Genomic DNA, 25,823 nt, shown 5'->3' with positions numbered 1-25,823 from the left:
CTCCAAATTTTTTATTTATATTTTTATTTTACATTTCTGATTCAACGGCAGTAATTGCCACGACTTCCACAATATCTTCCACGCTGCATCCTCTTGAAAGATCGTGAACTGGACGTGCCAATCCTTGAATTAAAGGTCCTAATGCTTTTGCCTTAGCCAATCTCTGCGTTAATTTATAACCGATATTTCCTGAATCTAAATCAGGGAAAATCAATACATTTGCCTGTCCTGCCACTTTTGATCCAGGTGCTTTTGCAGCAGCTACTTCAGGAATAATCGCAGCATCCAGCTGTAATTCCCCATCAAATTCAAAATCAACATTTCTAACTTTTAAAATTTCGATAGCTTCCCTAACTTTGCTTACAGACACTCCATCTGCACTTCCCTTTGTAGAATATGATAAAAAGGCTACTTTTGGCTCTTTTATTCCAGCAGTGAATTTAGCTTTTTCCGCTGCAGAAATAGCGATATCCGCAAGCTGCATAGCCGTAGGATCAGGGATTACCCCACCATCTGAGTATACAAATGTCCCATTGTAGCCAAATTCAGGCGTATTTGTTATCATAATAAAAGAACTCGATACTGTCTTTAGTCCTTCCTTTGGTCCAATTATGTGAATTGCCGCTCTTAAAATATGGGCTGTTGGTGAAGCTGAACCTGCTACCATTCCATCAACTCTTCCTTGATGTACAAGCATTGCCGCAAAATATCTTGGATCTGACATAAGTGTCGCTTTTGCAGTTTCTAATGTCATACCTTTTTTCTCTCTTCTTTTTCTCAAAAGTTCCGACATAGCGTCAATTGTTGCACACGAATCAGGATTATAGAAAATCGCTCCTTCCAACGAAACCCCCAGTTCAGCCGCTTTTTCCTTTAACTTTTTCTCATCTCCGACCAGCGCTATTTTTGCGATTCCTTCATTAATGATTTTTTCTGTTGCCCGCAAAACTCTCTCATCTTCTGTTTCAGGTAAAATGATTGTCTTGTTCAGTTTTTTTGCTTTTTCTTTTAATTCATTTGCTAATGTGTTCATAAATTTCCTCTCCTTTTCAATTTTCTTTTTTTATTAATCAAACATAGCTTCAACAAATTCCTTTGTATCAAATTCCCGCAAATCCTCGATTCCTTCCCCGACACCTATAAATTTAATCGGTTTTTTCAGCTCTTCTGTAATTGGGAAAATAATCCCTCCTTTTGCTGTCCCATCAAATTTTGTCAGAATAATTCCTGTCAAATCTACAATTTCATTAAATATTCTAGCCTGTTCCAATCCATTCTGACCAGTTGTGCTGTCAATTACAAGTAAAGTTTCAAAATCCGTTTCTCCAGACTGTTCACGTATAATTTTATTTATTTTTTCAAGCTCCTTCATCAAATCACGTTTATTATGAAGTCTTCCAGCCGTATCCAGTATTGCCACATCAAATCCACGATTTTTCGCAGTTTTTACTGTATCAAAAATTACAGCGGCAGGATCGCTCCCATGTGCCTGCTTTACAACTTCCACTCCAGTCCGTTTTCCCCATTCCTCAACTTGCTCAATCGCAGCGGCTCTAAATGTATCTCCAGCCCCAATAATAACTTTTTTCCCGCTATCCTTCAATTTTTTGGCAATTTTACCAATGGAAGTAGTCTTTCCAACACCATTTACTCCCACAACCAAAAGAATATTAAGCTTTCCATCCTGCAATTTTAATTTTGTGCTGTTTTCATCATTGTAAATAAGTTTTGCTTTAAGCAATTCCTTTAATTCATCGTAAATTTGCTCCGACGTTTTCAGTTTTTTTCGTGAAACTGATTTTTCCAGCTCCTCCACAAGCTGCATTGTCATATTCATTCCAATATCTGACTGAATAAGCAACTCTTCCAGCTCCTCGTACAAATCGTCATCTATTGCCTTACCCAGCAGCACTTCCTTTAATTTTCCAAAAAAACCTTTTTTAGGAGTTGCCAGCCTATCCTTTAAAGGTTTTAATTTAGGCTTTCCTTTTGTTTTCTCATTTGATTTTTCTTCTATTTCTACACTTTCAGTTTTTTCTCTTTCAGTTTCAAAGTTTTTTTCATTATTTTCAGTTTTTTTAGCATTTTTTCCTAAGATTTCCTCAGCTGTTTCCTTTATTTCCTTTTCAGTTTCAGCTTTAATTTTATCTATTTCACTTTGGCTTTCTTCAATTTCTTTTTCTATTTGATTTTCCAAAGTGTTCTTCTGATCTTCATCTTTTTTCTTTTTTCCAAATTTAAAAAAATTTTTCAGCATTATTTCTTATCCCTTTCCGCCTGTGATTTTTCCAGATAATCTGGTTTCAGATTAAAAATATCAGTCTTTCTTACCACACCAGCATTTTCCAAATTTTTATCTAAAAGCATCTGTACAAATGTCATTGTATTAATTGTCAAATTCTTATCTTCAAATATTTTTACACAATTTCCCAATTTATCTAGTATCTTAGCCTTATAATTAAAAACTGCATCTCCAATTAGATAAACTTTTTTATTATTTCCCTTATTTTCAATTATTTCATCAATTACATTGTCCAGTTTTGCAACTTCATAATTTTTTACCAATTTTAGTTTATTTTCACTTAAAGTTTCATAACCCGCACAATAAATCTTTTCCTTTCGTGAATCAATCATCGAATATATTTTCACATCTTCATCATTTTTCAAACTTGCTTTCAAATTATAATACCCCTGATATCCAAGTGCATCCAGTTCATTCACCTCATAAAAATTCACATTCCGTCCAAAAAAAAGCCCCTTTACAACTGAAATTGCTATTCTAACCCCTGTAAACGAACCTGGTCCTATCGAAACAATTACATTTTCAATTTCATCTAGCTTTTTCCCAGTCCATTTCAAAAGGCTGTCAATCTGCTCCAAAATCGTAGTAGAATGTGTTTTTGCCATTTCCACATGAATTTCACCCAGCAGCTTATCTTTCTCATAAAGCGACAATCCAGCCAGCTTAGTTGTAGTCGTTATCGCAAATATCAACATATTTTTCTCCATTTTCATTTTTCTTTACTTTTATACTCGAATCCATTTAAAATTGAACTATTAAAAACTAAATTATTCTATTTCAAAATCTATTTTTTCACCATTTTTAAGTGTATAAACAGAAACTTCACGAGCGGTATCAGAATAATGATTTATCTCAACAAATACGGCATCCCCTGGCATTTCATCCAAAATCTTGTCCGCCCACTCAATAATCACAACACTTCCATCTTCCCCAATGTAATCCTCAAACCCAATCTCATAAATTTCCTCAGAATCATTAATCCTGTAAACATCAAAATGATACACAGGCATATCTCCAGAACTATACTCAATCACATAAGTAAACGTCGGACTCTTCACATTCTCTGTAACATTGTAACATTCACAAATCTTCTTAGTAAACGTAGTCTTCCCCGCTCCCAAATCTCCAATAAGTCCTAGACAGCCTCCGTTTTTTAATTTTTTTGCTAAATTTTTTGCTAATTTATCTATCTTATCAAATGTTAATATTTTATTTTTCATAATTTTTCCTATTTCTAAATTTTATTTTATGTTTAACTAAAATTTTTTGATTTTTATATTATAAATTATTTTTTTATAATTTTATATTTGTCTTTTTAACGTAAGGGCATCAAACGCCATGCCCTTTTTCGCAATAGCAGTTATTTTGACATGTATAACTGGTTACTATTTAGAGATAATGGCGAAACGTTCTACGAACTACCCCGCTTTACGCAAAACTTTCTTATAAAGAAAAAATAAAACTCGATTTTGAATTAGGTTTATTTTAACGCAAATAACAAGATACAATCTAAAATTTATTCCAAAATCTCAAACAGTTATTTTCTCTTTAACGAAATTTTGCTTATTATTTTTATTGAAAAAATGTTATGATTTTAAAATTAATAGTAAATGTTTCCTTTTACATAAAAAAGAATATCTTAAAAACAAAAATATCCTTTATTTATACACTTCAATAATTTTATTAATAATTTCAGTTGTGGAAATGTTATCCACGAAGGATAAAATTTTTACTTCTCCGCCATTTTTTTCAACAACTTTTGTTTCTGGCAAGTCTTCTTTTTTGTAATCTCCACCTTTTACGTGAATATCTGGCTTTAAAATATCCAACAGTTTTTCTGGTGTTTTTTCGTTAAAAATTACTGTATAATCTACAAATTTTGTACCTAAAAGCACAAAAGCTCTATTTGTTTCACTATTTATAGGTCTTTTATCTCCCTTGTTCACTTTAACCGAAACATCGCTATTTACACCAACAACCAAAACGTCGCCTAAATTTCTGGCTTCCTCCAGATAAGTCAAATGCCCAACATGTAAAATATCAAAAACTCCATTAGTAAAAACTACCTTTTTCCCGGCCTTCTGCAATCTCACTATTTCATTTCTCATTTCATCAGCAGTCAGCAAATTATCCTTAAAACTTTTTTCCAATTTTCTCTCCAATATATTTATCTATTCTATTTATAATTATAATGTTTTTAATTCATAATTTACTCAATCCCTAAGTTTATTTAATTTTAAAAAGGTTTGAGCATACATCAAATTATACCACATTTTTTCCAAAAAAAGAAAATTTTTCTATTTTTTTTCAACTTTTATTTTTTCAAATTTCAACAATTTGATTTTATTATTTTTTGGATATTTTGATTAATAAATGTTTTTTCTTTTTTATTTTAGTAGGATTGCTCATTGCCGTAAATCCTTATCTTGCAGTAAAGGTTTGTATCCTTTCTTAAAAAAGTTTGTAATATACTCAAACCTATTTAAATTAAACTGCTAAAATTATATAAATTTATGGTTTGAGTTTTTGAGTCTGATTTTAAATAAGTTTTACTGTAATTTCGTTATTTAAATGAACTTTAGTATACGCATATTCTCACAATTTTTTTATCAAAAAAGAAAAAGAAGCATAAGCTTACTGCTTTTACTTCTCTTAAATTTTAAAATTTTATTATTAGCACCTCTTTATCGAAATATTTTTATAAAACGTTTTTGAGTTTTATTACAAGTATAACCTATATTCTCATAAAATTTATGTGCTTCTGAACGATGAGAAGCCGAATTTAATCTAATGAAATTAATATTATTGTTTAAAGCATACTCTTCAACAAAAACCATCAGTTTTTTCCCTATACCCTTGCCTTGAAAATTGGAATTTACTGCTAATCCTAATATATTTAACCCAATATCACTATATAAACTTTCATACATCTCTGCGTGAACAAAACCAACAACCTTACTTGTTTTTTTGTCTTCATATACTGCGATAATATGATGTTCATAATCAATAGATAATTTTTCAATTTGCGTCTTGACAGTCTTAATATCAACATTATATCCTAACTCATCTTTACAAATTTCTTGTATATCCTTCGCATCTAGTATATTAATCTCTCTTATCACATTTTTACCTCTATAACTTCTAATCTTTGACATTTACTTTTTTAATAATACATACTTCAATTTTAGTATTATTTTATATACATTTATTTAGAAAAATCCGTTATCAGCATTTCCACTTCAATTTTATCTTCAAGATCAATATCCATAATATATCCCCATAGCATATTTGTTTGATCTGCTCCAAATTTTTCATTTATAATCATAGTTATTTCCTGTAAATCCGTTAATCCAATGTCTGGTCCTGCTGTAATCCTTAACAGCATCTTTCTCGCTTTTGGAATATTTTTTGTAAAAGGACTGTTTATTGTTTGTTCTGTAGCAAGTTTTACCTTATCCTGCCCTTCACCTTTACCAAATGCTGTTATGCCTTCCCCTGAATTTCCTAGCATTATTTTTACATCATCAAAATCAAGATTCACTACCCCTTGTTTTTTTATTAAATTTGTTATAAATTCTACATTTTTTATAAAAATTTTATCTCTTTTTTCAAATAATTTATCAAAAGTTGCACTAGAATCTGTTTCCACTAATTTTTTAAGAGGCAAAACTATGATAGTATCAGAAACTTCTTCTAATTTCTTAATTTCTTCAGTTCCTCCATTTGAATTAATTGATGTAGCAACTAGAACTACTGTCAATATTCCCATTGTTTTTGCAACTTCTGAAACAATGCAGGCTATTTCGTTATTCTTCTTTTCCGACATTTCTGTCAAAATAAATACTAAATCTGTATTTTTGAATGTACTCTGCACTTTTTCACTTAAATCCTCAGAAGCCAATATTTTTGATTCTACATTCAGTTTATCCAAATTCCCTTGATTTGCATAAATTCCCACAAGTTCAACTTCCGCAATCTCTTTTTTCATCATCTTATTCAAGACATCATTTCCCACTGTACCGATTCCGACAACTTTTATTCCAACACCATCCATTTTTCTTCTCCTTTATATACAAAGTTTTCTTTTCTAGATTTTAACATATTTTTATCAAATATATTAGAACTTTTTACTGTTTTTTATACAATTTCGCCTTTTCTTCTAATAATAACAAAAAGCTACCATAATTGGTAGCTTTGCATTTAAAGTTGCTTCATTTTAAGGTATGCAACACCTGTTTTTATCTGTCCTTCATTTTAAGGTAGTGGAACACCTGTTTTTAAACTTTTTCTTTCAATGTAATTATATCATATCTAATTAATTAGTCAATGTTTTTTCTTTTTTTATTTATAAATTTTTAATTTTTTTATTAATCCGAAAAATTTGTTGCAATCAAATATACCTTTACACAGCTCCCTTTTTGTTCAAAATCTTCAGAATTTTCAAATTTAGTTTCTTCAAAGACTGTTCCCCATGCGAGAAATAATTCTGGATTTTGGGAACTTTTGGCTACTGCTGTGGCAATTTGGCTAATTTCTTCGAGGCGTATGTCATTTCCTGAGGTTATGTTCATTAGTATTTTTCCTGCACCTTTTATTGAACGTTCTAGAAGTGGGGTATTTAGTGCTTGTTCTACTGCCTTTTTTGCTCTGTCCTCTCCATCTGCTTTCCCAAAGCCCAATACTGTTTTGCCTGAATTTTGCAATATAGATTTAATATCTGCAAAGTCTAAATTTACAATTCCTTGTTTTTTTATTAAGTCCAATATTCCTTTTACAATTGTTACAAAGGCTTTTTCTCCTTTTTCATAGATATTTGCCAATGAAAGGTTTGCGTATAAATCATTTAATTTTTGATATGGAATAACTATTACAGTATCAGCGAAATGTTTTAATCTTTTCTTTCCTTTTTTAGCAAGTTTTATTTTATTAGGAGCTTCAAATTTAAAGGGTTTTGATACAATAGCAACAGTTAATACATCCATTGATTTTGCAATTTCTGCAATAATAGCTGAGGCAGGGGTTCCAGTTTTTTCACCCATTTCAGCTATAATAAATGCCATATCTGTCTTTTCTAGGTCTTTTTTGATTTGTTTTTTTAAACCCTCTACGGCTTCATAAGAAATCATCGAAGATACAAATATTTTTGTATCAGCTTTTGAATTATCTAGATTAATTTTTTCAGCATCAACTGCTATAAAATTAGCTTTTATATCATCTCTTACTGCCATTTTATTTATTACATTGTTCCCTATTTTCCCTATTCCTATAATTTTTATTTTTACCCCATTTAACGTTTTTTGCTCAATATCCCTTCTTTCTTCAACATTTTCGGCAATGTCCCACATTGTCCTATCCTCCCAAATAATCTTACTACAAAAGTCTTTCTTTTTTTATTATATGCAGCTTTGAAGTATAGCATACAAATCTTTGTTTTTCATTTTAAAAACTATTATTTTTATTTTTTATTTTAAAACTATGTAAATTTTAACTTATAAATATCTAAAATTCTCACTAAATCTGTTCTTTCAAACACAAAATAATTTATAATAAAACTTCTTAAAAATGATTTTTCTTGAAATAATTTTTTTGAAATAGTATAATCAAAACAAGAAACAGACATAATTTTATAATAAATTTAACATTATTTAGTAGCAATAATTACTAAATTATTAAAATTGATAAATACAATAACAAAAATTTAAAATATGAATTTGGAAAACATTATATATTCTAACTGGGAGGTAAAAAATGAATAAAAATATTTTTGAAATAGTAATTGATGTACTATTAACATTAAAAAAGTACGTATCAGAAGATGGAAAATTACTTAAAGCTAGTGTTTATCAGGATATAATAAACATGGATAACGACTTGCTTTTTGTACTTATTTCTAACCCCAAAATTAAAGAAAGATTTTTTCAAGAAGTAAGTGGGACACTTGTTTTTGATAAGCAAAAATTTGCTTGGTTTATAGAATCAAAAGAATTTTTGGCAAACTCGTACACAAGATATATAAATAAAATTGGTTTAACTAAAAATGAAGAATTTATTTCTAAATCCAATGATGTAGTATTGAATTTTCCATATAAAGATTGTGTTCTTCAAGGAGGGCAAAATAAAGAGGATCAAAAAAGTAACGAAATTTTTTATAATGAAATAATTGCAAGTGATGAAATAACTCGTATGCTTAATCCAAAAATATTAACAAATGCTAAAAGATATACAAAAAATGGAATAGAAAAAAATATAATTTTTAATGATAATGATAATTTAATAATTAAAGGTAATAATTTAATTGTATTGTCTAGTCTGTTAAAAAGATACGGCGAAAAAATTAAATGTATCTACATAGACCCACCTTACAATACAGGTTCTGATAGTTTTAAATATAACGATAAATTTAACCATTCAGCTTGGCTAACGTTCATGAAAAATCGATTAGAATTAGCTAAAAAACTGCTAAGCAACGATGGTTTTATTTTTGTTCAAATTGACGATAATGAACAAGCATATTTAAAAGTTTTAATGGACGAAATTTTTGGTAGAGAAAAATTTATTGGAACAATTGTTTACAGAAGAAGAAAGTCGCAGGCTAATTTAAGTAAAAATTTATCAATTATCCATGAATATATACTAATTTATAAAAAAAGCGAACTAGCAACTCTTAATAATATACTAAACAATACAGACTCTAAAGATTATAAAAACCCAGATAATGATATTAGAGGTGCATATAAGACAATGCCGTGCACTAATAAAGGCGGTTCTTTATATACTATCACAAGCCCTACTGGGAAAAAAATAACAGACGAATGGAGATTTAAAGAAGAAACATTTTATGAACTCTTAAATGATAATAGAATTGTTTTTCCTAAAAAAGGAGAAGGAAAGCCTAGATACAAGTTATTTTTATCAGAAAAAAATTTAAAAGGGGTTATTGTTAATTCTTGGTGGGATGATGTCGCTACAAATCAAGATGCTAATAAAGATTTGAAAGAATTATTTGGAAAAAATGTTTTTGATTATCCAAAATCTGAAGATTTGATAAAAAAAATAATCGAAATTTCCACAAAAGAAAATGATACAGTACTAGACTATCACCTTGGTTCGGGAACAACTTGTGCTGTTGCCCACAAAATGGGGCGTAGATATATAGGAATCGAACAAATGAATTATGTGGAAGATATATCTGTGAAAAGATTATCTAAAGTTATCGAAGGTGAGCAAACAGGTATCTCTAAAGCCGTAAATTGGAAGGGTGGAGGTTCATTTGTATATTGTGAACTTCTTGAAAATGCAAATTTAATTATAAATAAAATAAACTTAGCAACTGAAAATAATATTTTTGAAGTAAAAGAAGAAGTATACAGTGATGAAAGAATTATTCCATACGTTACAAGGGAAGAACTAAAAAAAGCAGATGAAAATTTTAGATACTTATCATTGGAAGAGAAAAAAATGGCTCTTATTAATATAGTGGATAAAAATAAACTGTATGTAAATTACTCAGATATAGAAGATGAAACTTTTGAAATAACTGAAAATGATAAAAAATTCTCAGAATCATTTTATAAAATTTAATTAGGGGGAAAATATAATATGTATATTAATTTTGATTTAAAGGAAAATAAGTATAAAAATATAATTTTAAATGCTAAAAAATTTTCAAATTTTAGACAAAGATGTAAGGAATTTTTAAAAAATAATGGAATAAATCATGATAAATTTACAGTTGTAGAACATGATAGTGAATTAGGATATATATCTGAGCAAATTGTATTGAATTATTTAAAAAATAACTTAGATCTTTCTAAATTCAATATTAATCATTGGAAAGAACAATTCAATTTTTCAAAAATAGAAAATATTTTAAAAAAAGTTAAACCTACTACAGAAGAAATAAATGTAATTAGAGAATATTTTTATGATAAATATGATATTGCGATAAATAATAAGAACAAAACTTTTTATTTAGATGTAAAAACTGCTGAAACTATTTATACTCCAAATAAAAATTGGAATTTCTTATATCCAGTTATCCAGGCAAATAAGTCTGATGATTATTTTGTAGTTTTAACATATATAATTAAAAATGATATCGACAAAGTTTACACTAAAGCTTATATTATGGGTGCTATTGATTATCGAGAAATTAAAAATTCAAAAATTCAAAAAAAGGGAACTTGTACAAGATTCGATACAGAAAGCCAAATTAATAATTATATAACAGAATTAAAAAATTACAAAGATTTATTAAGTTATATAAAAAATAAAATAGAGGTTAAGTAAATGAATGAACAATTTTTATACCAAAAAGTAGATATTTTAAAAGAAGAAGCTATTTCCATTGATATACCTGAAATTATTACAAAAGGTTTATCTAAAAAAATTATACTTAGAGAATATCAAATAGAAGCATTTAAAAGCTTTTTAGTGTATTATGAAAATGATAAGCTAAAGAAAAATAAACAAGTACATACTTTATTTCATATGGCAACAGGCAGTGGAAAAACTGTTATTATGGCAGGACTTATATTATACTTATACACAAAAGGATATAGAAAATTTTTGTTTTTTGTAAATCAAACGAATATTCTGGAAAAAACAATAGAAAATTTTACTAACCCTTTATCAAGTAAATATTTATTTAATGACGTTATTGAATATTTGGATAATAAAATTAATATAAAAAAAGTAGATAATTTTAGTGATAACAAGACTGAAGATATAGAAATTTTATTTACAACTATCCAAAAACTTCATATTGATTTATTTGAAGCTAAGGAAAATTCATTGACATATGACGATTTTGAAAATAACAGAATTGTATTTATTTCAGATGAAAGCCATCATGTAAATTCATTAACCAAAAAAACTACTAAAAATGAAGAAGAATCAAATAGAAAATGGGAATATTCAGTAATGAATGCACTAATACAAAATAAAAATAATATTATGCTCGAATTTACAGCGACTTGCGATCTTAAAGATGCTAATGTAAATAATAAATATAAAGACAAAACAGTATTTAATTACTCACTTGTTTCCTTTAGAGAAAGCAAATACACAAAAGATTTTCAAAATTTCGCAACAGATACAGATTTGTGGACTAGAACGGTAATAGCACTTGTACTCAGTGAATATCGTAAATTTTTATTTGCTGATTTGAAATTAAATATCAAACCTGTAATTCTGTTAAAATCACGAAAAATTACAGAATCAAAATCATTTTATAATAATTTTTTTAAGAAAATAAAAAATCTAACTAGTTATGAACTTTCAAATTTAGAATCAATTGGAATTGATATTTTAAGTAAAGCAATTCATTATTTTAAACAAAAAGATGAAAATTTAGAAATTTTATTACATTCTATTAAAAATGGATTTTCACAAGACACTGCTTTAATTATAAATGGTACAAGTGATGATAACAAAGAAAAACAAATTTTGGTAAATTCTTTGGAAGATATTTCTAATCCTATAAGAATCGTGTTTGCTGTAGACATGCTAAACGAAGGATGGGATGTATTAAATTTATTTGATATTGTACGATTATATGACACAAGGCAATCTAGTGGAAAATCAGGTAAAATTGGTTCTTACACAATTAAAGAAGCACAACTTATAGGACGAGGAGCAAGATACTGTCCATTTGTAATAGAAGATGAAGAGTTAAAATTTAAGCGAAAATATGATAATGATGTATCAAATAAAAATCGTATTTTAGAAACAATGTATTTTCATAGTAAAAATGATTCAAAATATATTTCTGAATTAAAACAAGCACTTATCAAAACAGGACTTCAATCAGAAACTCCTGCTATACATGAACAAAAGATTAAAAATAAATCAAAAGAAAATGATTTTTATAAAAAAAGTCTTGCTTTTTCAAATAAAAAGTTACTTAAAGATAGAAAAAATATCGATACTATTGAATCCAACATGAGAAATAAAATTTACCACTATAAAGTTCTTACTGGAAACGGAAATTTAATCGATTTATTTCATAACGACAGTGCAAATACTTCAATCAAAACAAATATTAAGACAATTAAATTTAAAGAAATATCATTAAACATATTATTAGGTGCAATTGAATGTTTTGAAGAACTTAGATTTGATAATTTAAAAATAAAATACCCTGTATTAACTTCGACTAAAGAATTTTTAACTTCAGATAAATTTTTAGGAAATTCAAAATTGGAAATTACATATTCAAAAAATGAGTTAACAGGAAAAGACTTGTTTTTAGCAGTAAAATATGTATTAACAAAAGTAGCTACACATGTAATGTCTTTAAATCCATAATATATTAACTCTAAAAAATTTTTTTCTTCCTGTCTTAACCTAGAAAAATAACAAAATTTTACTATATAATTTCAAATACAAAATTAATTGACAAAATAGAAAAAACAGTATATTATATAAAAATGACTTACAGGTCAATTTTATTTGTTAGGTGGGAGATGCTTGGAAAAGAAGAAGAGTGCGAGATGTCAGAAAAGAAAAAAAATAATAGATAAAGCGTGGGAACTGTTTGCAAAAAATGGATATGAGGAAACTAAAGTTGAAGATATTACGAAAGACCTAGGAATATCTAAAGGGAGTTTTTATACATATTTTGCAACTAAGGAAGAGCTGCTTTATGAAGTTTTAGAAAAAATAAAAAAAGAAATAATTGAAAATCTTGAAAATATAAATGTTAATCAAATGCCAGAAAAGGTTTTAGAAGATTACGTAAAAGCTAAAATGAATCATGCTGTTAAAATTTTGAATAATATGAAGCTAAAAGCAGTCGAGAAACATTTAATTGATCCAAAATTAAGGATTTTCTTTCAAGAACTGCGTGAAAAATCAACTAATTTTATAAAAATAAATATTGTTGAAAAATTTAACAGTAAAAATGGCAATAAATATAATACAGATGTTATATCAGAATTTATATTAATTTCAATAGAGGAATTTTTATATGATGAATTTGTCTTGAAAAATTTGCAAAAGATGAAAGATGATGACCTGATTAATATCCAAAATACAAGAAAAGTCGAAAATTCGTTGAAGGAAATAATAAAATTTATAAATAATGCGTTAAAATAAGTTCAGGAAGGAAGAAGGGAAAATGGAAAAAAACAGAAATAAAATAGCAGTGTCAATATTGCTGTTATTAATGGCAATTCCCAATTTTGCACAAAAAATAACAATTCAGGAAGCCGCTGAAATGGCTGTGAAAAACAACAAAGACATAAAAATAGGAATGTTAGAAATGGATAGAGGGCAAATTGATGTAAGCAGAACTTGGAAACAAAAATTTTTTACAGTAAGCTATAATGCTTCGGCAAATGCTTATTTTAAAGATATTATTTCGAAAAAGACAGGGGAAGCGTACCAGCAATATCTGTCACTGTCACAGCCACTTTTCACAGGGGGGAAACTAAAATTAGGAAACGAAATAAGCAAAGACAGCTTAAAATTAACTGAGCTGAAATTGGATAAAACAAAGAAAGATACAGTATTAAGTACTGTTCAGGCATATATTGACGTATATGAGGCAGTCAGTACGCTTGGGGTACTGCAAAAATCAAAGGAGGCATTGGATGAAAACTATAAAATTCAGACTGAAAAATATAACTTGAGAATGGTTACACAGCCTGAATACAAAGAAGCAGAAAGAAGTCTAAAGGCTATGGAAGCACAGATTGTAGAACAGCAAGGAAACATTGAAATAGCAAAAGAATCTTTGGGAATATTAATTGGAGTGCCAAATCCAAGCAGCATTGAAATCGTTCCGTTTGGAGTGGAAGACAATTTTACTAAGACAATTGATTTGGCAAAGGATATGGAAAAATTAACAACACAAAATACTGAGTATAAAATTGCACAAAAACAAATTGATATAAGCAGAAAAAATACAAAACTGGAAAGAGCCAGTTTTTTTCCAACAATTAATGGAACTATAAATTACGGGGCATTAGGTTCGAGAAATAAATTAAAGGATGTATTTGAAGTGAAGGATTTTTCATCGGCTGCTGGAGTGACATTTACTTGGAATATTTTTGACTGGGGCAAAAGAAAAGAAGATGTAAAATATGCTAAAAAAACTGAAGAAATTGCAGAAGTAAAATCAGAGCAGACATTGGAGCAAGTTAAGGCAAATATGAGAAAAACATATTATAAGCTACAAGCACTTGAAAAAAGTCTAGAAACATTGAAAATTGCAGTAGAAAGTGCAGAAGAAACGTACGAACTAGAAAAAGAAAGATACAATTATAACTTGATAACAATGAATAATTTACTTGATGCAGAGGCAAAATTACGTCAAAGTCGTGTAAATTACGCAACTTCAAGACTTAAATATTATTATCTTGTATCGCAATACGGAGCTTTTCTTGATTAATCAGATTTAAAATATGAAAACGGGAGGAAATAAATAATGAAATTATATAATAAAAAAATTATAGTAGGACTAGCGATACTTGCGATGTTTACCATATCTTGCGGAAAGAAAAAACAGCCTGCAACAAATAATGCAAGACCAGTAAAAGTCCAAGTTATTGGACAAAACTCAATTTCTTTGGGCTATACAGCGAGCGGAACTTTGAAAGGTATCGAGGAAGTTCCTTATACAGCGACTTCTTCTGGAGAAATAGTTGTAATAAATGCAAAAAATGGGGATAGTGTAAGAGCAGGACAGGTAATTGTATCAATTGACAATCAGGCTGCAAGATCAAATGTTGCAAGTGCAACTTCAAATGTGAATACCGCCTCATCAAATATCAGCTCAGCCGCTGCCGCACTTGAAGAAGCTAGAATAAATTATGAAAAATACAGTATGCTTTATAATAAAAGGCTAGTAACTGAAACAGATTATTTAAAGGCAAAAACTAATTATGATGCTGCAAGAGCCCAGTTAAATGCTTCAAAAAACAGCCTAAGCTCAGCACGGGCAGCACTGGATTCGGCAAATGACACAAATAGAAAATCTGTAATAAAAACAAATACAACGGGAACTATTGCAAATATGAAGCTGGAACTTCATCAGCAAACATCAGCTGGAAGTGCTTTATTTACTGTGGTAAATGAATCAGAAATGCAGCTGGAAGTAGGAGTTTCAGCAGAAGTAATAAATAAAATTCATGTAGGAACACAGGCAAAAGTAAAAATTGATGAGCTGCAAGGGGAAGAGATGGTAGGAACAGTATATGAAGTATCAGCTGCAGCAAATTCAGCAACAAGACAGTTTATTGTAAAAATCAAAATTCCTAATCCAGATAGAAGGCTAAAAAGTGGAATGTATGGAACAGCAAGTATAGATACTGGTGCTGAAAACGGAATAATTGTCCCTAAAAAAGCCATTGTTGTAAGAGGAGTAGAGCAAGTCGTTTATATAGTTCAAAATGGTAAGGCTATTGCTATTCCTATAAAAGTTACAAATCAAAATCAGGATTATGCAGCAGTTACAGGAAATGGATTAACAAGTGGAGTAGAATTAATAGTAGATGGACAAAATGTTGTGCAGTCTAATGAAGCAGTTAGAAAAGTGCAATAATTTTTACTATTGATGACGAAATTAATATTTTTTATAATCAGTCAGACAGATTTTGAAAGTTTAATTTTTTCTAGATTTGTTTGACTGTATTTATAAAAACAGAGATAAAATGAATTTAAAACAGAAGCAAAAATAAAATTAAGGAGAAAAAAATGACAATAGCAGATTTTGCAACGAAAAGAGTTGTTTCTACAACAATGATATTAGTATTTATGGTCTTTTCAGGTGTTGTAGCAATGCGGTCAATGAAGCAGGAATTGATACCAGATTTTAACTTTCCGCTGGTAGCTGTTAATACAACGTGGACTGGAGCAGCTTCTGAGGATGTTAAGACTCAGATTTCAAAAAAGATAGAAGATGCGGCACTTAATGTTGACGGTATTAAAAATATTTCTACAAGTTCAACTTATGGAAGTTCGAGTGTAATGATAGAATTTAACTTTGGTACAGATACTGATATAAAGCAAGTACAGATTCAATCTGAAATTGATAAAATAAAACAGGATTTGCCGTCTGATGCCAATGATCCAGTAGTTTCAAAATTAAATACTTCTGGTGGAAATTCGGATATGGCGATGATGATTGCGATAAGAGGAGCGGATCAGGCGATAATTACTTCATTTATAGAGGAAACGCTAGAACCAAGGCTTAAAAGAAATAGAGGAGTTGGAAACATATCAGTATTTGGTAATGCTACAAGACAGATAAAGGTAAGGCTGGATCCATATAGATTGCAGGCATACAATTTATCTCCGAGTGAAATATATTCTAAAATTAAGGCAGCTCATACAATTGTGCCAGGTGGAACAGTAAAAGATGGATCAAAAGAATTTATCTTAAGGGTTGATGGTGAATTAAAGCAGCTGGATCAAATACAGAATATTATTATTTCAAACAATAATAATCAGACACTAAGATTAAGCGATGTTGCAAATGTTGAATATGGAACAAAAGATAAAACTTCTTATTCTAAATATGATGGGCAAGATATGGTATCAGTTATAATTCAAAAAAGTAAAGATGGAAATCTAGTTGAAATTGCGAATATTGCAAAAAAGGAACTGGAAAATATGAAACCGTTATTTCCATCAGGTTCAAAGTATGAAATAATAGTTGATAATAGTATAAGAGTAAAAGATGCAATTTCTAATGTAACGAATAATGGATTACAGGCATTAGTAATAACAGTAATTGTATTATTAGTATTTCTGAAAGATTTAAGAGCGGCACTTGTGGTTGGGATGTCTATTCCAATATCAGCGGCATTTACTTTCTTTCTTTTAAAAACACAGGGAATTTCATTAAACTTGATTTCACTTATGGGACTGGCACTTGCGATTGGATCGCTGGTTGATAATGCGGTAGTTACACTGGATAACATATTTGATCACATTCAGATTAATAAAGAGCCGGCACTAGTTGCGGCAGTACGGGGAACAAATGAAGTAATACTTCCGATGATAGCCTCTACTGCGACAAATGTCTGTGTATTTTTGCCAATCGTATTGTTTCCAGGATTCTCTAAAGAGGTATTTTCGGGAATTTCCTACTCAATGATGTTTGCAATGACAATTTCAATTGTTGTGGCAATGCTGTTTATCCCAATGGCTTCAAGTATATTTCTGAATATTGAAAAAATATCGGGAGCAGCAGGAAAAGCAGTTAAATTTAATGCGTTTAGAGATAAATATAGAGATCTTGTAGAAAAGGCATTGGAGAATAGAAAAGCAGTTATAATTGGAATAGCTGTATTATTTGTTGTGGTTGTATTTGGACTTGGAAGAACTGTAAAAACAGGATTTTTCCCAACAATTGATAATAATGAGTATTCGGTAGTTGCACAGCTTTCGACAGGACTAGATGTAGAAGTGGCACATGAAATTTCTAAACAAATGGAACAGATAGTAAGAGAAGATCCTGTTACAAAAAATTATACTACAATAGTAAATGCTCAGGCGGCAATAGTCAATGTCGATGTAAAAAAAGATACAATGAAGGCTATGGAGAGAATGCGTCAAAAAATGAGCAATATTCCAAATGTTACAATTGCAGTTTCTGCATCAAAAGCAGGAGGGCGTTCAGTTTCAAAAGATTATTCATTCCAAGTGGAAGGGGATAATGCTGAAGAAATCAATAGAATTGCCAATGCGATTATGGCAGATATGAAGCAGCAGACTTGGTTTAAGGATGTAAAATCTTCATCAGAAGGTGGATATCCACAGGCACAGCTTGAAGTAAACAGAGTAAAGGCTGAAAGTTATGGGCTAAGTGTTACAGACATAACTAGAATGTTAAATCAAACTGTATTGGGAGTAGATCCGATAGAAATTACTGAAAACACAGAAACATTAAAAGTTTATATGGAATTTGAAGATCAGTACAAAAATTCACTTGACAAAATACTGAATATAATGATAAAAACAAGTGGAGGGCAATTTGTAAGATTAGGAGATATTGCCACAATGAAACAGGTGGAAGGTGCAGCCTCTATAGAAACTTATAATGGTTCTCAAATTGTAACAGTAGGAGCAAATCTTGATAAATCAAAAGGTCTGAATGATGCGGCAAAATTTGTAAATGAATCATTTAAAAAGACAAATCCTGCATCAGGATATAAAATAGCTCCAGCAGGAAATGCCCAAAGTCAGCAGGAAATGGGTGGAGAAATTATGAATGCCCTTATCCTTTCGGTAGCACTTATTTATGTTGTCTTGGCAATACAGCTGGAATCATTTGTTTTACCGCTAATAATGATGTTGGCATTGCCATTATCGATGATTGGGGTAATGTTTGGGCTGGCTATAACAAGAATACAGCTTAATATGTTTGTTATGATTGGTATTTTGATGTTATTTGGTATGGCGGTTAATAATGCGATTGTATTACTAGATTTTGCATCAAGCTTACGACAAAAGGGCATGGAAATTCGAGAGGCAATTGTTGAAGCAGGAAGTTCACGGCTTCGTCCAATACTTATGACAACTCTTACAACAATACTTGGATGGCTTCCTATGATATTTTCAAGCAAGGGAAGTTCGGGTTATTATCAAGGAATGGCGGTAGCAGTTATGTTTGGACTTTCGTTCTGTACATTGCTGACATTATTCTTTATACCCGTGGCTTATTCTATAGTTGAGGAAAGAAAAGAAAGAAGACAAAAGGCAAAAGAGGAAGCAAGAAAAGCAAAAAAAATGGCTGAAAGATCACAAAATAAATAATAATAAACTTTAAAGAAAAGGAGGTGTTTTCTTGAAGAGGGTAGAAATATATTTTGATTCCTACTTTATGGATAAAATAAAGGAAGAAATGCGTGAATACGGAATTGAGCAGTATATAATAATTCCACAAGTTTACAGCCGTTGGAGCAAAACGTTAAAACATTTTAATAGCCACGTCTGGCCCGGAACTGACAGCGTTCTTGTAACGTATCTGGAAGATGAACAGGCAAATGAAATTATGCGGCTTATCAAAATTATGAAAATAGATTTAGGTAAGTCAATCTCAATGGGTGCGGCACTTTTACCAGTAGACGATATTATTTTGTAAAAAATATGAATTTAAAAAAATAGTTTGAGTATAAAAAAGAACGGAGTGATTATTAATGGCAGTTTTTGAATTGAAACATCCACTAATTGAACATAAACTTTCAAATTTGAGAAATAAAGATACAGATACTAAACTTTTTAGGGAAAGCTTAAACGAAATAGCGGGACTTATGGTTTATGAAGCAACAAAACATTTGCCGCTCAAGGAGATTGAAACAGAAACTCCTATTCAGAAAACCACTACAAAAGTTCTGGATAAACCAATAACATTAGTTCCCATCCTAAGAGCAGGACTTGGAATGATAGACGGAATATTGCAGCTTCTTCCAAACGCAAAAGTAGGGCATCTAGGAGTTTACAGAAACGAAGAAACTCTAGAGCCAGTCTACTACTACGCAAAAATGCCAACAAACGTTGTCGAAAGTCAAGTTTTCGTAGTAGATCCAATGCTTGCAACAGGAGGTTCAATGATTTACACACTTGACTATTTGAAAGAAAAAGGCGTAAAAAACATAACCGTGCTTTGTATCATTGGTGCTCCTGAAGGAATAAAGAAATTTACTGAAAAACATCCCGATGTTGATTTATATATTGCGGCAATTGATGATGGACTTAATGAAAATGCGTATATCTATCCAGGATTGGGAGATGCGGGAGATAGAATATTTGGAACAAAATAGTAAAATGGATTTTTTAGGAAGATACTCTAATTAAAATAATTAGGGTATTTTTTGTATATTTTGATTAATAAATATTTATAAAGCAAGGGAAATCAATCGCCATTTCCCTTCATTTCGCAATAAAAGTTATTTTAACATCTTTAAATAATGGCATATTAAAGAGAATGGCGAAAGTGCTACGCACTATCCCTGGCTCGTCTAAGCATTTTTTTGAAATATTCCCAAATTTTATTTGGGAAAGTAGTCTAAACATTTATTATTTGGATAAACTTGAATTACTACGAAAACGAAACTCGCTGACGCTCAGACAGTCGTTTTTATTCCAAAAAAATCACGACATTTTAAGTTTAATTACAATGGTTATTTTAGTAAAAATTATCAAGTAAAATTTTACTAAATATAAAAGAAAAGCTCAGACAAGTTGTCTTTTCCTGAAAAATTAAAATTTCAGAAATTTTTAAAAGATATTTTTATCATTTTTCTTTCAAAATAAAAAAGAAGCAGAATCTCAAAAATTCCACTTCTTCACATGAGGATTTATTAATAACGATTTCCATTTCCGTCTTCGCAAAATATATTTCCATAACTATTTCTATAACATCTTCTTCCGCTTCCTGCTCTATCTTTTTCATATTTTGCCCATCTTGAAGGACTAAACAGACTGCAACTAATTACAGCCATTCCCAAAATAGTAATCAAAATTAACTTTTTCAAACTCATCAACTCCAATCAACAAAAAATAATTTATTAATAGTTATTTCCGTCTGCATCTTCACAAAATATATTTCCATAACTATTTCTATAACATGTTCTTCCTCTATCTGCTGCTTTTTGTCTTGCTCTATCCCACGAATTTGAATCAAAAAGTTCACAACTTACTATAGTCAGAGCAAGAATTGCAATCAAAATCAATTTTTTCATATTTATCATCTCCGTATATTCTTTTTTTTGTATTATAACACATTTTTACGATAATTATCTTTTTTTTTTTTTTGAAATTAGAATAACATTATAAAAAACTGTTTTTAAACAATAGTTTAATTTTTTTGATTTTAAAAGGGATTTATACTATTTCCTGTCTAAATAGTAAAAACTAGAAAACTAATGGAATTAAATCCTTTTTTATAAGATTGTATTGTTATACAATTGGAATAACCTTTAATTAAATTTAATTATTTAAACATTAATTTTATTTATAAATATTATAATTAATAATCGTTTTTTCTGTTTTTTCATTCAAATTTTTTGTAACGTAAGGGCATCAAACGCCATGCCCTCTTTCGCAATAACAGTTGTTTTGACATATTTAACTGATTACTACTTGAGATTAATGGCGAAACGTTCTACGAACTACCCCGCTTCTCGAATTTCAATTTTACAGCAAAAGACAAAACTCGCTTTTAACAAAAGTTATTTTAAATTTCATAAAGTTATTACAAATTCAAATAAAGTAGAAAAGCTCAGACAAGTTGTCTTTTTCTATAAAATTAAAATCTCGGAAATTTTTAAAAGATATTTTTTCATTTTTCTTTCAAAATAAAAAAGAAGCAGAATCTCAAAAATTCCACTTCTCCACATAATGATTTATTAATAACTATTTCCATATTTATCCTTACAATACACATATCCGCTACTTGTTTTATAGCATTTTCTTCCTCTTTCAGCATCTTCTCTTTTTGCTTCATTCCATTCTTCTATATCAAAAAGACTACAACTAACTGCTGTTATTGCAAGGATAATCAATATTATCAGTTTTTTCATATGTATATTTTCTCCTATTTTGTATATTCACAATGTACATATCCACTAGGATATTTATAACATTTTTCTCCTCGTTCTCTTCTATATTGTGAAGTTTTTTCCCATTCACTAGGATTAAGCAATTCACAACTTATCGCAGTTACAACGAGTATTAATATCAGTATTATTTTTTTCATATAATTTTACTCCTATTTAATATACTCTGTTTCCATATTTATCTTCACAGTATGCATATCCGCTACTAGTTCTGTAACATTTTACTCCTTTTTCAGATTCTTCCCTTTTCATTTCCTGATATGCCTCATTATCAAGAAGACTGCAACTAAATGCTGTAATTGCAAGGATAATCAATATTATCAGTTTTTTCATATATATGTTCTCTCCTATTTAGTATTTTCACAATAATAATATCCACTACTTGTTTCATAGCATTTTCTTCCTCTTTCAGCAGCTTTTTGATGTGCTCTATCCCAAGAATTTGAATCAAGTAGTTCACAACTTACTGTAGTCAGAGCAAGAATTGCAATTAAAAACAATTTTTTCATATTTATCATCTCCGTACGTTCTTTTTTTGTATTATAACATATTTTTACGATAATTGTCTTTTTTTTTTTTTTTTGAAATTAGAATAACATTATAAAAAACTATTTTTAAACAAGAGTTTAATTTTTTTGATTTTAAAAGGGATTGATACTATTTATCATTTAAATAGTAGAAATCACAAAATTCATCGAATTAAAGCCAAAAATTTAAATATGATAATCTTCTATAATTTAATATAGAATGTCGTGATTTTTTTGAAATGAAAACGACTGTTTGAGCGTTAGCGAGTTTCGTTTTTGTTTCAAAAAAATGCTTAGACGAGCGAGGGTTGCAAGGGAAATGGCGATTGATTTCCCTTGCTTTACAAAAAGAAAAAATATAAAATTATGAAAAAATTTGATTAAAGGATATTTTAATAATGTGTAATAACATAATTCTGTAAAATGGGAAATAGTATTAAAAGAAGTATGAGAATACATTATAATCTTGATTTAAAAGGAATTTTTATAATTACTTCTGCTCCTTCGGTTTTGCTGTCTTTATTTATAAATACGCCATAATTTTTGCCGTAATAGAATTTTATTCTTTTATCGACATTTTTTGTTCCTAGACCGCCTGTCTTGCTTTTTTTGAACTGTTTAGCTTTTTCAAAGCCTATTCCGTTGTCTTTGACTGAGATATTGACAGTGCTGTTTTCTCTGTAAACGTCGATTGTGATAATTCCGTTTCCAGAAAGGTTTTTTATTCCGTGATAGATGGAGTTTTCTACAATTGGCTGAATTATGATTTTTGGAACTTCAATGGAAAGAAGGCTTTCATCTTCTATGTTGAAAAAATAGGAAAGTTTGTCTTCGTATCTCTGCTTTTGTATGAATAAATATTCTTTAGTGTGCATAATTTCATCTTTTAACGGTATTTTTTCGTGACCGTTGCTAAGAGAAAGCCTAAAATAGTTTGCAAGTGATTTTGTAATGCTGATTACTTTTTCGTTGTCTTCAAATTCTGCCATCCAAATGATAGTATCTAGCGTGTTATACAGAAAATGTGGATTAATCTGGCTGTGAAGAGCCTTTATTTCATATTCCCGCAAATATTTTATCTTTTCAACCATTACATTAAAATGTTCTACAAGGTTCTGAATTTCATAGCCTGTTTTTTCACTTAAATGAAATTCCCGCAGATTATTTTCAAAGTTTTGCATATGATTTTCCAGTTTTATTAAAGGCTTTAGAATCTTTGTTATTACGATAAATGTAATAATGGAAGAAAAAGCTAATGAAACTAGGAAAATAACGATAACTATGTGAGAAAAATTTTTCTTTAAGGTAACTAAGTCATTTGTGTTTGCAAGGCTTCTTAAATTCCAGTTTGTATTTTCAATCTGTGTTTCGTATAGATATGTATCTTTATTTTTATTTTTTTCTGAAAATTTTGCAAGGCACTTTTTATCAGCAAAGCATTTCACATCTTTGTAGTAAATAATATTGTTGTTTTTGTCTACTATAATATTGTCGATTTGTTTTCCAAAAGAAATGGAATTTAAATATCTTTCAAGAATTTCATATTTAATGTCAAAAACAATAACACCAAGATTTTCTCCCTTTGAATTTTTTATGTCACGGCTGATTGACAGAAACCAGAGAGCTGAGTTCATAGAGGAGGAGGAATTTTTTCTGCTGGGATTAAAAACGGGCATATCTGAATTGTTTATAGCATCGACATACCATTTTTCCTTCATCATATTTTCTGATATTTTCATATCATTATTTTTGTCACTGGATACAATGTTACCATTTTTCCCGATTACAGTAATATTTTTAATTCCTTTATTACTATCAAGAATCGAATAAATCATTTTTTCAATGCTCTTTTTTGAATCTTCATTTCCTGATATTAAAAAATTTCTAACATCGGCATCAACAGATAAGAGATTAATTATATTTTTCAATTTATCTGCATAGAGTGTAATATAACGGGATGTACTTATAACATTTTCGTTAGTATATTCAATTTCCTTGTTCATTATGATGTATTTTGAAGTATAGTAAAAAATACTGCTTAAAAAAAGTACAAACAGAAGATTTCCAATAATATAATAAAAAAACAGCTGAAGCAGCATAGAGTTTTTCATAGTTCTTTTTAATTTCATAGTTTCTCCAGGACGCTTTTCTTAAATTCTTTCGGTGTCATTCCAAAAGTTTTTTTAAATTTTGAATTAAAATAATTAAAGTTTTCCATTCCTACAAGCTCCCCAATTTGATAATTTTTCAAATCCGTTGTCAAAAGCAGCAGCTTTGCTTTTTCCATTCGGATATTATTCAAATAGTCCTGAAAAGGAATACCAAACAAATTTTTAAAAAGTGAACTCAAATATCCAGAAGACAAATTCATTTCGTCCGCTAAAGAATTTAAGTTAAAGGAAATATTGCTGTATTTTTCTTCAATTTTTTTTGTTAAAATATCTTTATACTTGCTATAGGAAATATTTTTATCAGATTTCTCAGCTTGGCTAATTTTGTTAATAATTTTTCTTGCTTCGTTATATTTTTTATCTTCTTCCAGCTTATAGATAAGTTTTGAAATTATCTCATTTATATCTGTCTTTGAAACAGGTTTTAAAATATAGTCTTCAACTCCGACTTTTAAAGCTTTTTGAGCATATTCAAAATAGTCATATCCAGAAATAATGGCTATTTTAACATCACTTTTCAGCTCTTTCATCTCTTCGGCAAGATTCAGCCCATTTTTAAAGGGAATATTTATATCCAGCAAGACAATGTCAGGCAAGACTTCAGAAAAAGTCTTAAAGGCAGAATTACCATCTTCTGCCTCATAAACATCACTTATCTTATATTTTTCAAAATCAATAAAGGTTTTAATACCTCTTCTTATAATCGGTTCATCATCAATTATTAAAATACTATACACTTATTTAACAGCTCCTTTGATTTGTGCAGCAGTCAGATGTCCCGGCAAAGTTTTAACAATATTCAAGTTCCCATCCAGTATAATGTTTGAAGGATATCCCAAAACTTTTGCCCTTTTTAGCACTTCCCCCTTTTCATCCAGTAAAACAGTAGTATTTTTGTAATTAAGCCCTTTATACCACTGAATAAATTTGGCTGTCGGTTTTTCCCCCTTTTGCCCTGGAGAAGCAATTGTTATAACTGTAAAATTCTTACTTTTATCTGCACTTAAAGAATTAATTTCGCTTAATCCCGAAAGACAGATAGGACACCATGAAGCCCACATTTTAATATATATTTTCTTCCCTTTGTACTTGTTAAGGGAAACAGGTTTATTATTAATGTCCTTTAACTGAACTCCCTGCAGTGTATTTCCAAATGAAACTGCTCCAAAACTCAACAAAGTTGCAATTGCTACAATTAATTTTTTCATAAAAATTACTTCCTTTCTGTATTATACCAAATTTAAAATATTTTTTG

The 25,823-nt window shown here is 29.4% G+C and carries 26 protein-coding genes; 9 read left to right on the top strand and 17 right to left on the bottom strand.

All coding sequences use genetic code 11. The annotated features are described in order from the left end of the window. Window positions 1-28: 28 nt before the first annotated feature. From pta to QU666_RS01470, 8 genes are all read right to left on the bottom strand, one after another. A complete protein-coding gene (gene pta / locus QU666_RS01505) occupies window positions 29-1,033 on the bottom strand; it encodes a phosphate acetyltransferase (RefSeq protein ID WP_021768307.1) in 1,005 nt (334 codons plus the stop codon). Between the two features lie 33 nt (window positions 1,034-1,066). After that, window positions 1,067-2,257 carry a signal recognition particle-docking protein FtsY gene (gene ftsY / locus QU666_RS01500; protein WP_021768308.1) on the bottom strand — a complete coding sequence of 397 codons (1,191 nt, stop codon included), beginning with the start codon at window positions 2,255-2,257 and terminating at the stop codon, window positions 1,067-1,069. Continuing rightward, complete coding sequence (gene tsaB / locus QU666_RS01495) at window positions 2,257-3,009, bottom strand: tRNA (adenosine(37)-N6)-threonylcarbamoyltransferase complex dimerization subunit type 1 TsaB (protein WP_232218395.1); 753 nt, start codon at window positions 3,007-3,009, stop codon at window positions 2,257-2,259. The genes ftsY and tsaB overlap by 1 nt, the downstream gene beginning before the upstream one ends. Before the next feature lie 60 nt (window positions 3,010-3,069). Further along, window positions 3,070-3,522, bottom strand: coding sequence for a tRNA (adenosine(37)-N6)-threonylcarbamoyltransferase complex ATPase subunit type 1 TsaE (gene tsaE / locus QU666_RS01490; protein WP_021768310.1), 453 nt, complete (start codon window positions 3,520-3,522; stop codon window positions 3,070-3,072). Between the two features lie 438 nt (window positions 3,523-3,960). Beyond that, a complete protein-coding gene (gene rfaE2 / locus QU666_RS01485) occupies window positions 3,961-4,410 on the bottom strand; it encodes a D-glycero-beta-D-manno-heptose 1-phosphate adenylyltransferase (RefSeq protein WP_036071041.1) in 450 nt (149 codons plus the stop codon). Between the two features lie 576 nt (window positions 4,411-4,986). Then, window positions 4,987-5,457 carry a GNAT family N-acetyltransferase gene (locus QU666_RS01480; RefSeq protein WP_021769355.1) on the bottom strand — a complete coding sequence of 157 codons (471 nt, stop codon included), beginning with the start codon at window positions 5,455-5,457 and terminating at the stop codon, window positions 4,987-4,989. Between the two features lie 50 nt (window positions 5,458-5,507). Next, window positions 5,508-6,356, bottom strand: coding sequence for a hypothetical protein (locus QU666_RS01475; protein ID WP_021769356.1), 849 nt, complete (start codon window positions 6,354-6,356; stop codon window positions 5,508-5,510). 313 nt (window positions 6,357-6,669) lie between these two features. After that, window positions 6,670-7,647 carry a cell division protein FtsZ gene (locus QU666_RS01470; RefSeq protein WP_021769357.1) on the bottom strand — a complete coding sequence of 326 codons (978 nt, stop codon included), beginning with the start codon at window positions 7,645-7,647 and terminating at the stop codon, window positions 6,670-6,672. 403 nt (window positions 7,648-8,050) lie between these two features. Here QU666_RS01470 and QU666_RS01465 point away from each other — a divergent pair, with 403 nt between their 5' ends. The 9 genes from QU666_RS01465 (at window position 8,051) to upp (ending at window position 20,073) form a co-directional block, all read left to right on the top strand. Further along, a complete protein-coding gene (locus QU666_RS01465) occupies window positions 8,051-9,883 on the top strand; it encodes a site-specific DNA-methyltransferase (RefSeq protein ID WP_021769359.1) in 1,833 nt (610 codons plus the stop codon). Between the two features lie 18 nt (window positions 9,884-9,901). After that, complete coding sequence (locus tag QU666_RS01460) at window positions 9,902-10,591, top strand: hypothetical protein (RefSeq protein WP_021769360.1); 690 nt, start codon at window positions 9,902-9,904, stop codon at window positions 10,589-10,591. Further along, window positions 10,592-12,610, top strand: coding sequence for a DEAD/DEAH box helicase family protein (locus QU666_RS01455; RefSeq protein ID WP_021769361.1), 2,019 nt, complete (start codon window positions 10,592-10,594; stop codon window positions 12,608-12,610). A 162-nt stretch (window positions 12,611-12,772) separates the two neighbouring features. Beyond that, the gene (locus QU666_RS01450) at window positions 12,773-13,399 is read left to right on the top strand and encodes a TetR/AcrR family transcriptional regulator (protein ID WP_021769362.1); all 627 of its coding nucleotides are present in this window, start codon (window positions 12,773-12,775) and stop codon (window positions 13,397-13,399) included. Between the two features lie 22 nt (window positions 13,400-13,421). Next, complete coding sequence (locus QU666_RS01445) at window positions 13,422-14,696, top strand: TolC family protein (RefSeq protein WP_021769363.1); 1,275 nt, start codon at window positions 13,422-13,424, stop codon at window positions 14,694-14,696. Window positions 14,697-14,732: 36 nt separating this feature from the next. Next, window positions 14,733-15,848 carry an efflux RND transporter periplasmic adaptor subunit gene (locus QU666_RS01440; RefSeq protein WP_021769364.1) on the top strand — a complete coding sequence of 372 codons (1,116 nt, stop codon included), beginning with the start codon at window positions 14,733-14,735 and terminating at the stop codon, window positions 15,846-15,848. A gap of 152 nt (window positions 15,849-16,000) precedes the next feature. Then, a complete protein-coding gene (locus tag QU666_RS01435) occupies window positions 16,001-19,066 on the top strand; it encodes an efflux RND transporter permease subunit (RefSeq protein WP_021769365.1) in 3,066 nt (1,021 codons plus the stop codon). A gap of 67 nt (window positions 19,067-19,133) precedes the next feature. Continuing rightward, window positions 19,134-19,394, top strand: a complete 261-nt coding sequence (locus QU666_RS01430) for a PG0541 family transporter-associated protein (RefSeq protein ID WP_021769366.1) — start codon at window positions 19,134-19,136, stop codon at window positions 19,392-19,394. A 55-nt stretch (window positions 19,395-19,449) separates the two neighbouring features. Then, entirely contained in the window at window positions 19,450-20,073 is a 624-nt protein-coding gene (gene upp / locus QU666_RS01425; protein WP_021769367.1) for a uracil phosphoribosyltransferase, read from the top strand. Window positions 20,074-20,613: 540 nt separating this feature from the next. On the opposite strand, the gene QU666_RS01420 is transcribed toward upp, so the two are convergent. The 9 genes from QU666_RS01420 to QU666_RS01380 all read right to left on the bottom strand — a co-directional run bounded on the left by QU666_RS01420 (window position 20,614) and on the right by QU666_RS01380 (window position 25,776). Beyond that, window positions 20,614-20,793, bottom strand: coding sequence for a hypothetical protein (locus tag QU666_RS01420; RefSeq protein ID WP_084410133.1), 180 nt, complete (start codon window positions 20,791-20,793; stop codon window positions 20,614-20,616). A gap of 27 nt (window positions 20,794-20,820) precedes the next feature. Further along, window positions 20,821-20,994 carry a hypothetical protein gene (locus tag QU666_RS01415; RefSeq protein ID WP_232218449.1) on the bottom strand — a complete coding sequence of 58 codons (174 nt, stop codon included), beginning with the start codon at window positions 20,992-20,994 and terminating at the stop codon, window positions 20,821-20,823. Between the two features lie 666 nt (window positions 20,995-21,660). Then, window positions 21,661-21,834, bottom strand: coding sequence for a hypothetical protein (locus tag QU666_RS01410; protein WP_021769370.1), 174 nt, complete (start codon window positions 21,832-21,834; stop codon window positions 21,661-21,663). 14 nt (window positions 21,835-21,848) lie between these two features. Then, entirely contained in the window at window positions 21,849-22,010 is a 162-nt protein-coding gene (locus QU666_RS01405; RefSeq protein WP_021769371.1) for a hypothetical protein, read from the bottom strand. Between the two features lie 16 nt (window positions 22,011-22,026). Further along, window positions 22,027-22,203 (bottom strand): hypothetical protein, encoded by a 177-nt coding sequence (locus QU666_RS01400; RefSeq protein WP_021769372.1) that lies wholly within the window; start codon window positions 22,201-22,203, stop codon window positions 22,027-22,029. A 14-nt stretch (window positions 22,204-22,217) separates the two neighbouring features. Next, window positions 22,218-22,379 (bottom strand): hypothetical protein, encoded by a 162-nt coding sequence (locus QU666_RS01395; protein WP_036071035.1) that lies wholly within the window; start codon window positions 22,377-22,379, stop codon window positions 22,218-22,220. Window positions 22,380-22,855: 476 nt separating this feature from the next. Then, window positions 22,856-24,526 (bottom strand): sensor histidine kinase, encoded by a 1,671-nt coding sequence (locus QU666_RS01390; RefSeq protein ID WP_021769374.1) that lies wholly within the window; start codon window positions 24,524-24,526, stop codon window positions 22,856-22,858. After that, entirely contained in the window at window positions 24,523-25,305 is a 783-nt protein-coding gene (locus QU666_RS01385) for a response regulator (protein WP_021769375.1), read from the bottom strand. Before QU666_RS01385 ends, QU666_RS01390 begins: the two co-directional genes overlap by 4 nt. Beyond that, complete coding sequence (locus tag QU666_RS01380) at window positions 25,306-25,776, bottom strand: redoxin family protein (RefSeq protein WP_021769376.1); 471 nt, start codon at window positions 25,774-25,776, stop codon at window positions 25,306-25,308. It abuts the gene before it with no gap. Window positions 25,777-25,823: the final 47 nt, after the last annotated feature.

It is taken from the genome of Leptotrichia sp. HMT-225 (assembly GCF_030644325.1).
Taxonomy (GTDB): Bacteria; Fusobacteriota; Fusobacteriia; order Fusobacteriales; family Leptotrichiaceae; genus Leptotrichia; species Leptotrichia massiliensis.
Note: the sequence above shows the minus strand (reverse complement) of the source record. Positions and strands in the feature narration are given on the sequence as shown.

What these genes read in the sequence shown, in the direction of transcription:
- pta (WP_021768307.1), bottom strand. Translation starts at nt 1,033, where the DNA reads ATGAACACATTAGCAAATGAATTAAAAGAAAAAGCAAAAAAACTGAAC.
- QU666_RS01475 (WP_021769356.1), bottom strand. Translation starts at nt 6,356, where the DNA reads ATGGATGGTGTTGGAATAAAAGTTGTCGGAATCGGTACAGTGGGAAAT.
- QU666_RS01440 (WP_021769364.1), top strand. Translation starts at nt 14,733, where the DNA reads ATGAAATTATATAATAAAAAAATTATAGTAGGACTAGCGATACTTGCG.
- QU666_RS01400 (WP_021769372.1), bottom strand. Translation starts at nt 22,203, where the DNA reads ATGAAAAAACTGATAATATTGATTATCCTTGCAATTACAGCATTTAGT.
- QU666_RS01410 (WP_021769370.1), bottom strand. Translation starts at nt 21,834, where the DNA reads ATGAAAAAACTGATAATATTGATTATCCTTGCAATAACAGCAGTTAGT.
- QU666_RS01460 (WP_021769360.1), top strand. Translation starts at nt 9,902, where the DNA reads ATGTATATTAATTTTGATTTAAAGGAAAATAAGTATAAAAATATAATT.
- QU666_RS01415 (WP_232218449.1), bottom strand. Translation starts at nt 20,994, where the DNA reads ATGAAAAAATTGATTTTGATTGCAATTCTTGCTCTGACTATAGTAAGT.
- QU666_RS01390 (WP_021769374.1), bottom strand. Translation starts at nt 24,526, where the DNA reads ATGAAATTAAAAAGAACTATGAAAAACTCTATGCTGCTTCAGCTGTTT.
- tsaB (WP_232218395.1), bottom strand. Translation starts at nt 3,009, where the DNA reads ATGGAGAAAAATATGTTGATATTTGCGATAACGACTACAACTAAGCTG.
- QU666_RS01420 (WP_084410133.1), bottom strand. Translation starts at nt 20,793, where the DNA reads ATGAGTTTGAAAAAGTTAATTTTGATTACTATTTTGGGAATGGCTGTA.
- QU666_RS01395 (WP_036071035.1), bottom strand. Translation starts at nt 22,379, where the DNA reads ATGAAAAAATTGTTTTTAATTGCAATTCTTGCTCTGACTACAGTAAGT.
- QU666_RS01455 (WP_021769361.1), top strand. Translation starts at nt 10,592, where the DNA reads ATGAATGAACAATTTTTATACCAAAAAGTAGATATTTTAAAAGAAGAA.
- QU666_RS01430 (WP_021769366.1), top strand. Translation starts at nt 19,134, where the DNA reads ATGGATAAAATAAAGGAAGAAATGCGTGAATACGGAATTGAGCAGTAT.
- QU666_RS01470 (WP_021769357.1), bottom strand. Translation starts at nt 7,647, where the DNA reads ATGTGGGACATTGCCGAAAATGTTGAAGAAAGAAGGGATATTGAGCAA.
- QU666_RS01405 (WP_021769371.1), bottom strand. Translation starts at nt 22,010, where the DNA reads ATGAAAAAAATAATACTGATATTAATACTCGTTGTAACTGCGATAAGT.
- QU666_RS01435 (WP_021769365.1), top strand. Translation starts at nt 16,001, where the DNA reads ATGACAATAGCAGATTTTGCAACGAAAAGAGTTGTTTCTACAACAATG.
- QU666_RS01480 (WP_021769355.1), bottom strand. Translation starts at nt 5,457, where the DNA reads ATGTCAAAGATTAGAAGTTATAGAGGTAAAAATGTGATAAGAGAGATT.
- QU666_RS01380 (WP_021769376.1), bottom strand. Translation starts at nt 25,776, where the DNA reads ATGAAAAAATTAATTGTAGCAATTGCAACTTTGTTGAGTTTTGGAGCA.
- rfaE2 (WP_036071041.1), bottom strand. Translation starts at nt 4,410, where the DNA reads ATGAGAAATGAAATAGTGAGATTGCAGAAGGCCGGGAAAAAGGTAGTT.
- upp (WP_021769367.1), top strand. Translation starts at nt 19,450, where the DNA reads ATGGCAGTTTTTGAATTGAAACATCCACTAATTGAACATAAACTTTCA.
- tsaE (WP_021768310.1), bottom strand. Translation starts at nt 3,522, where the DNA reads ATGAAAAATAAAATATTAACATTTGATAAGATAGATAAATTAGCAAAA.
- QU666_RS01465 (WP_021769359.1), top strand. Translation starts at nt 8,051, where the DNA reads ATGAATAAAAATATTTTTGAAATAGTAATTGATGTACTATTAACATTA.
- ftsY (WP_021768308.1), bottom strand. Translation starts at nt 2,257, where the DNA reads ATGCTGAAAAATTTTTTTAAATTTGGAAAAAAGAAAAAAGATGAAGAT.
- QU666_RS01445 (WP_021769363.1), top strand. Translation starts at nt 13,422, where the DNA reads ATGGAAAAAAACAGAAATAAAATAGCAGTGTCAATATTGCTGTTATTA.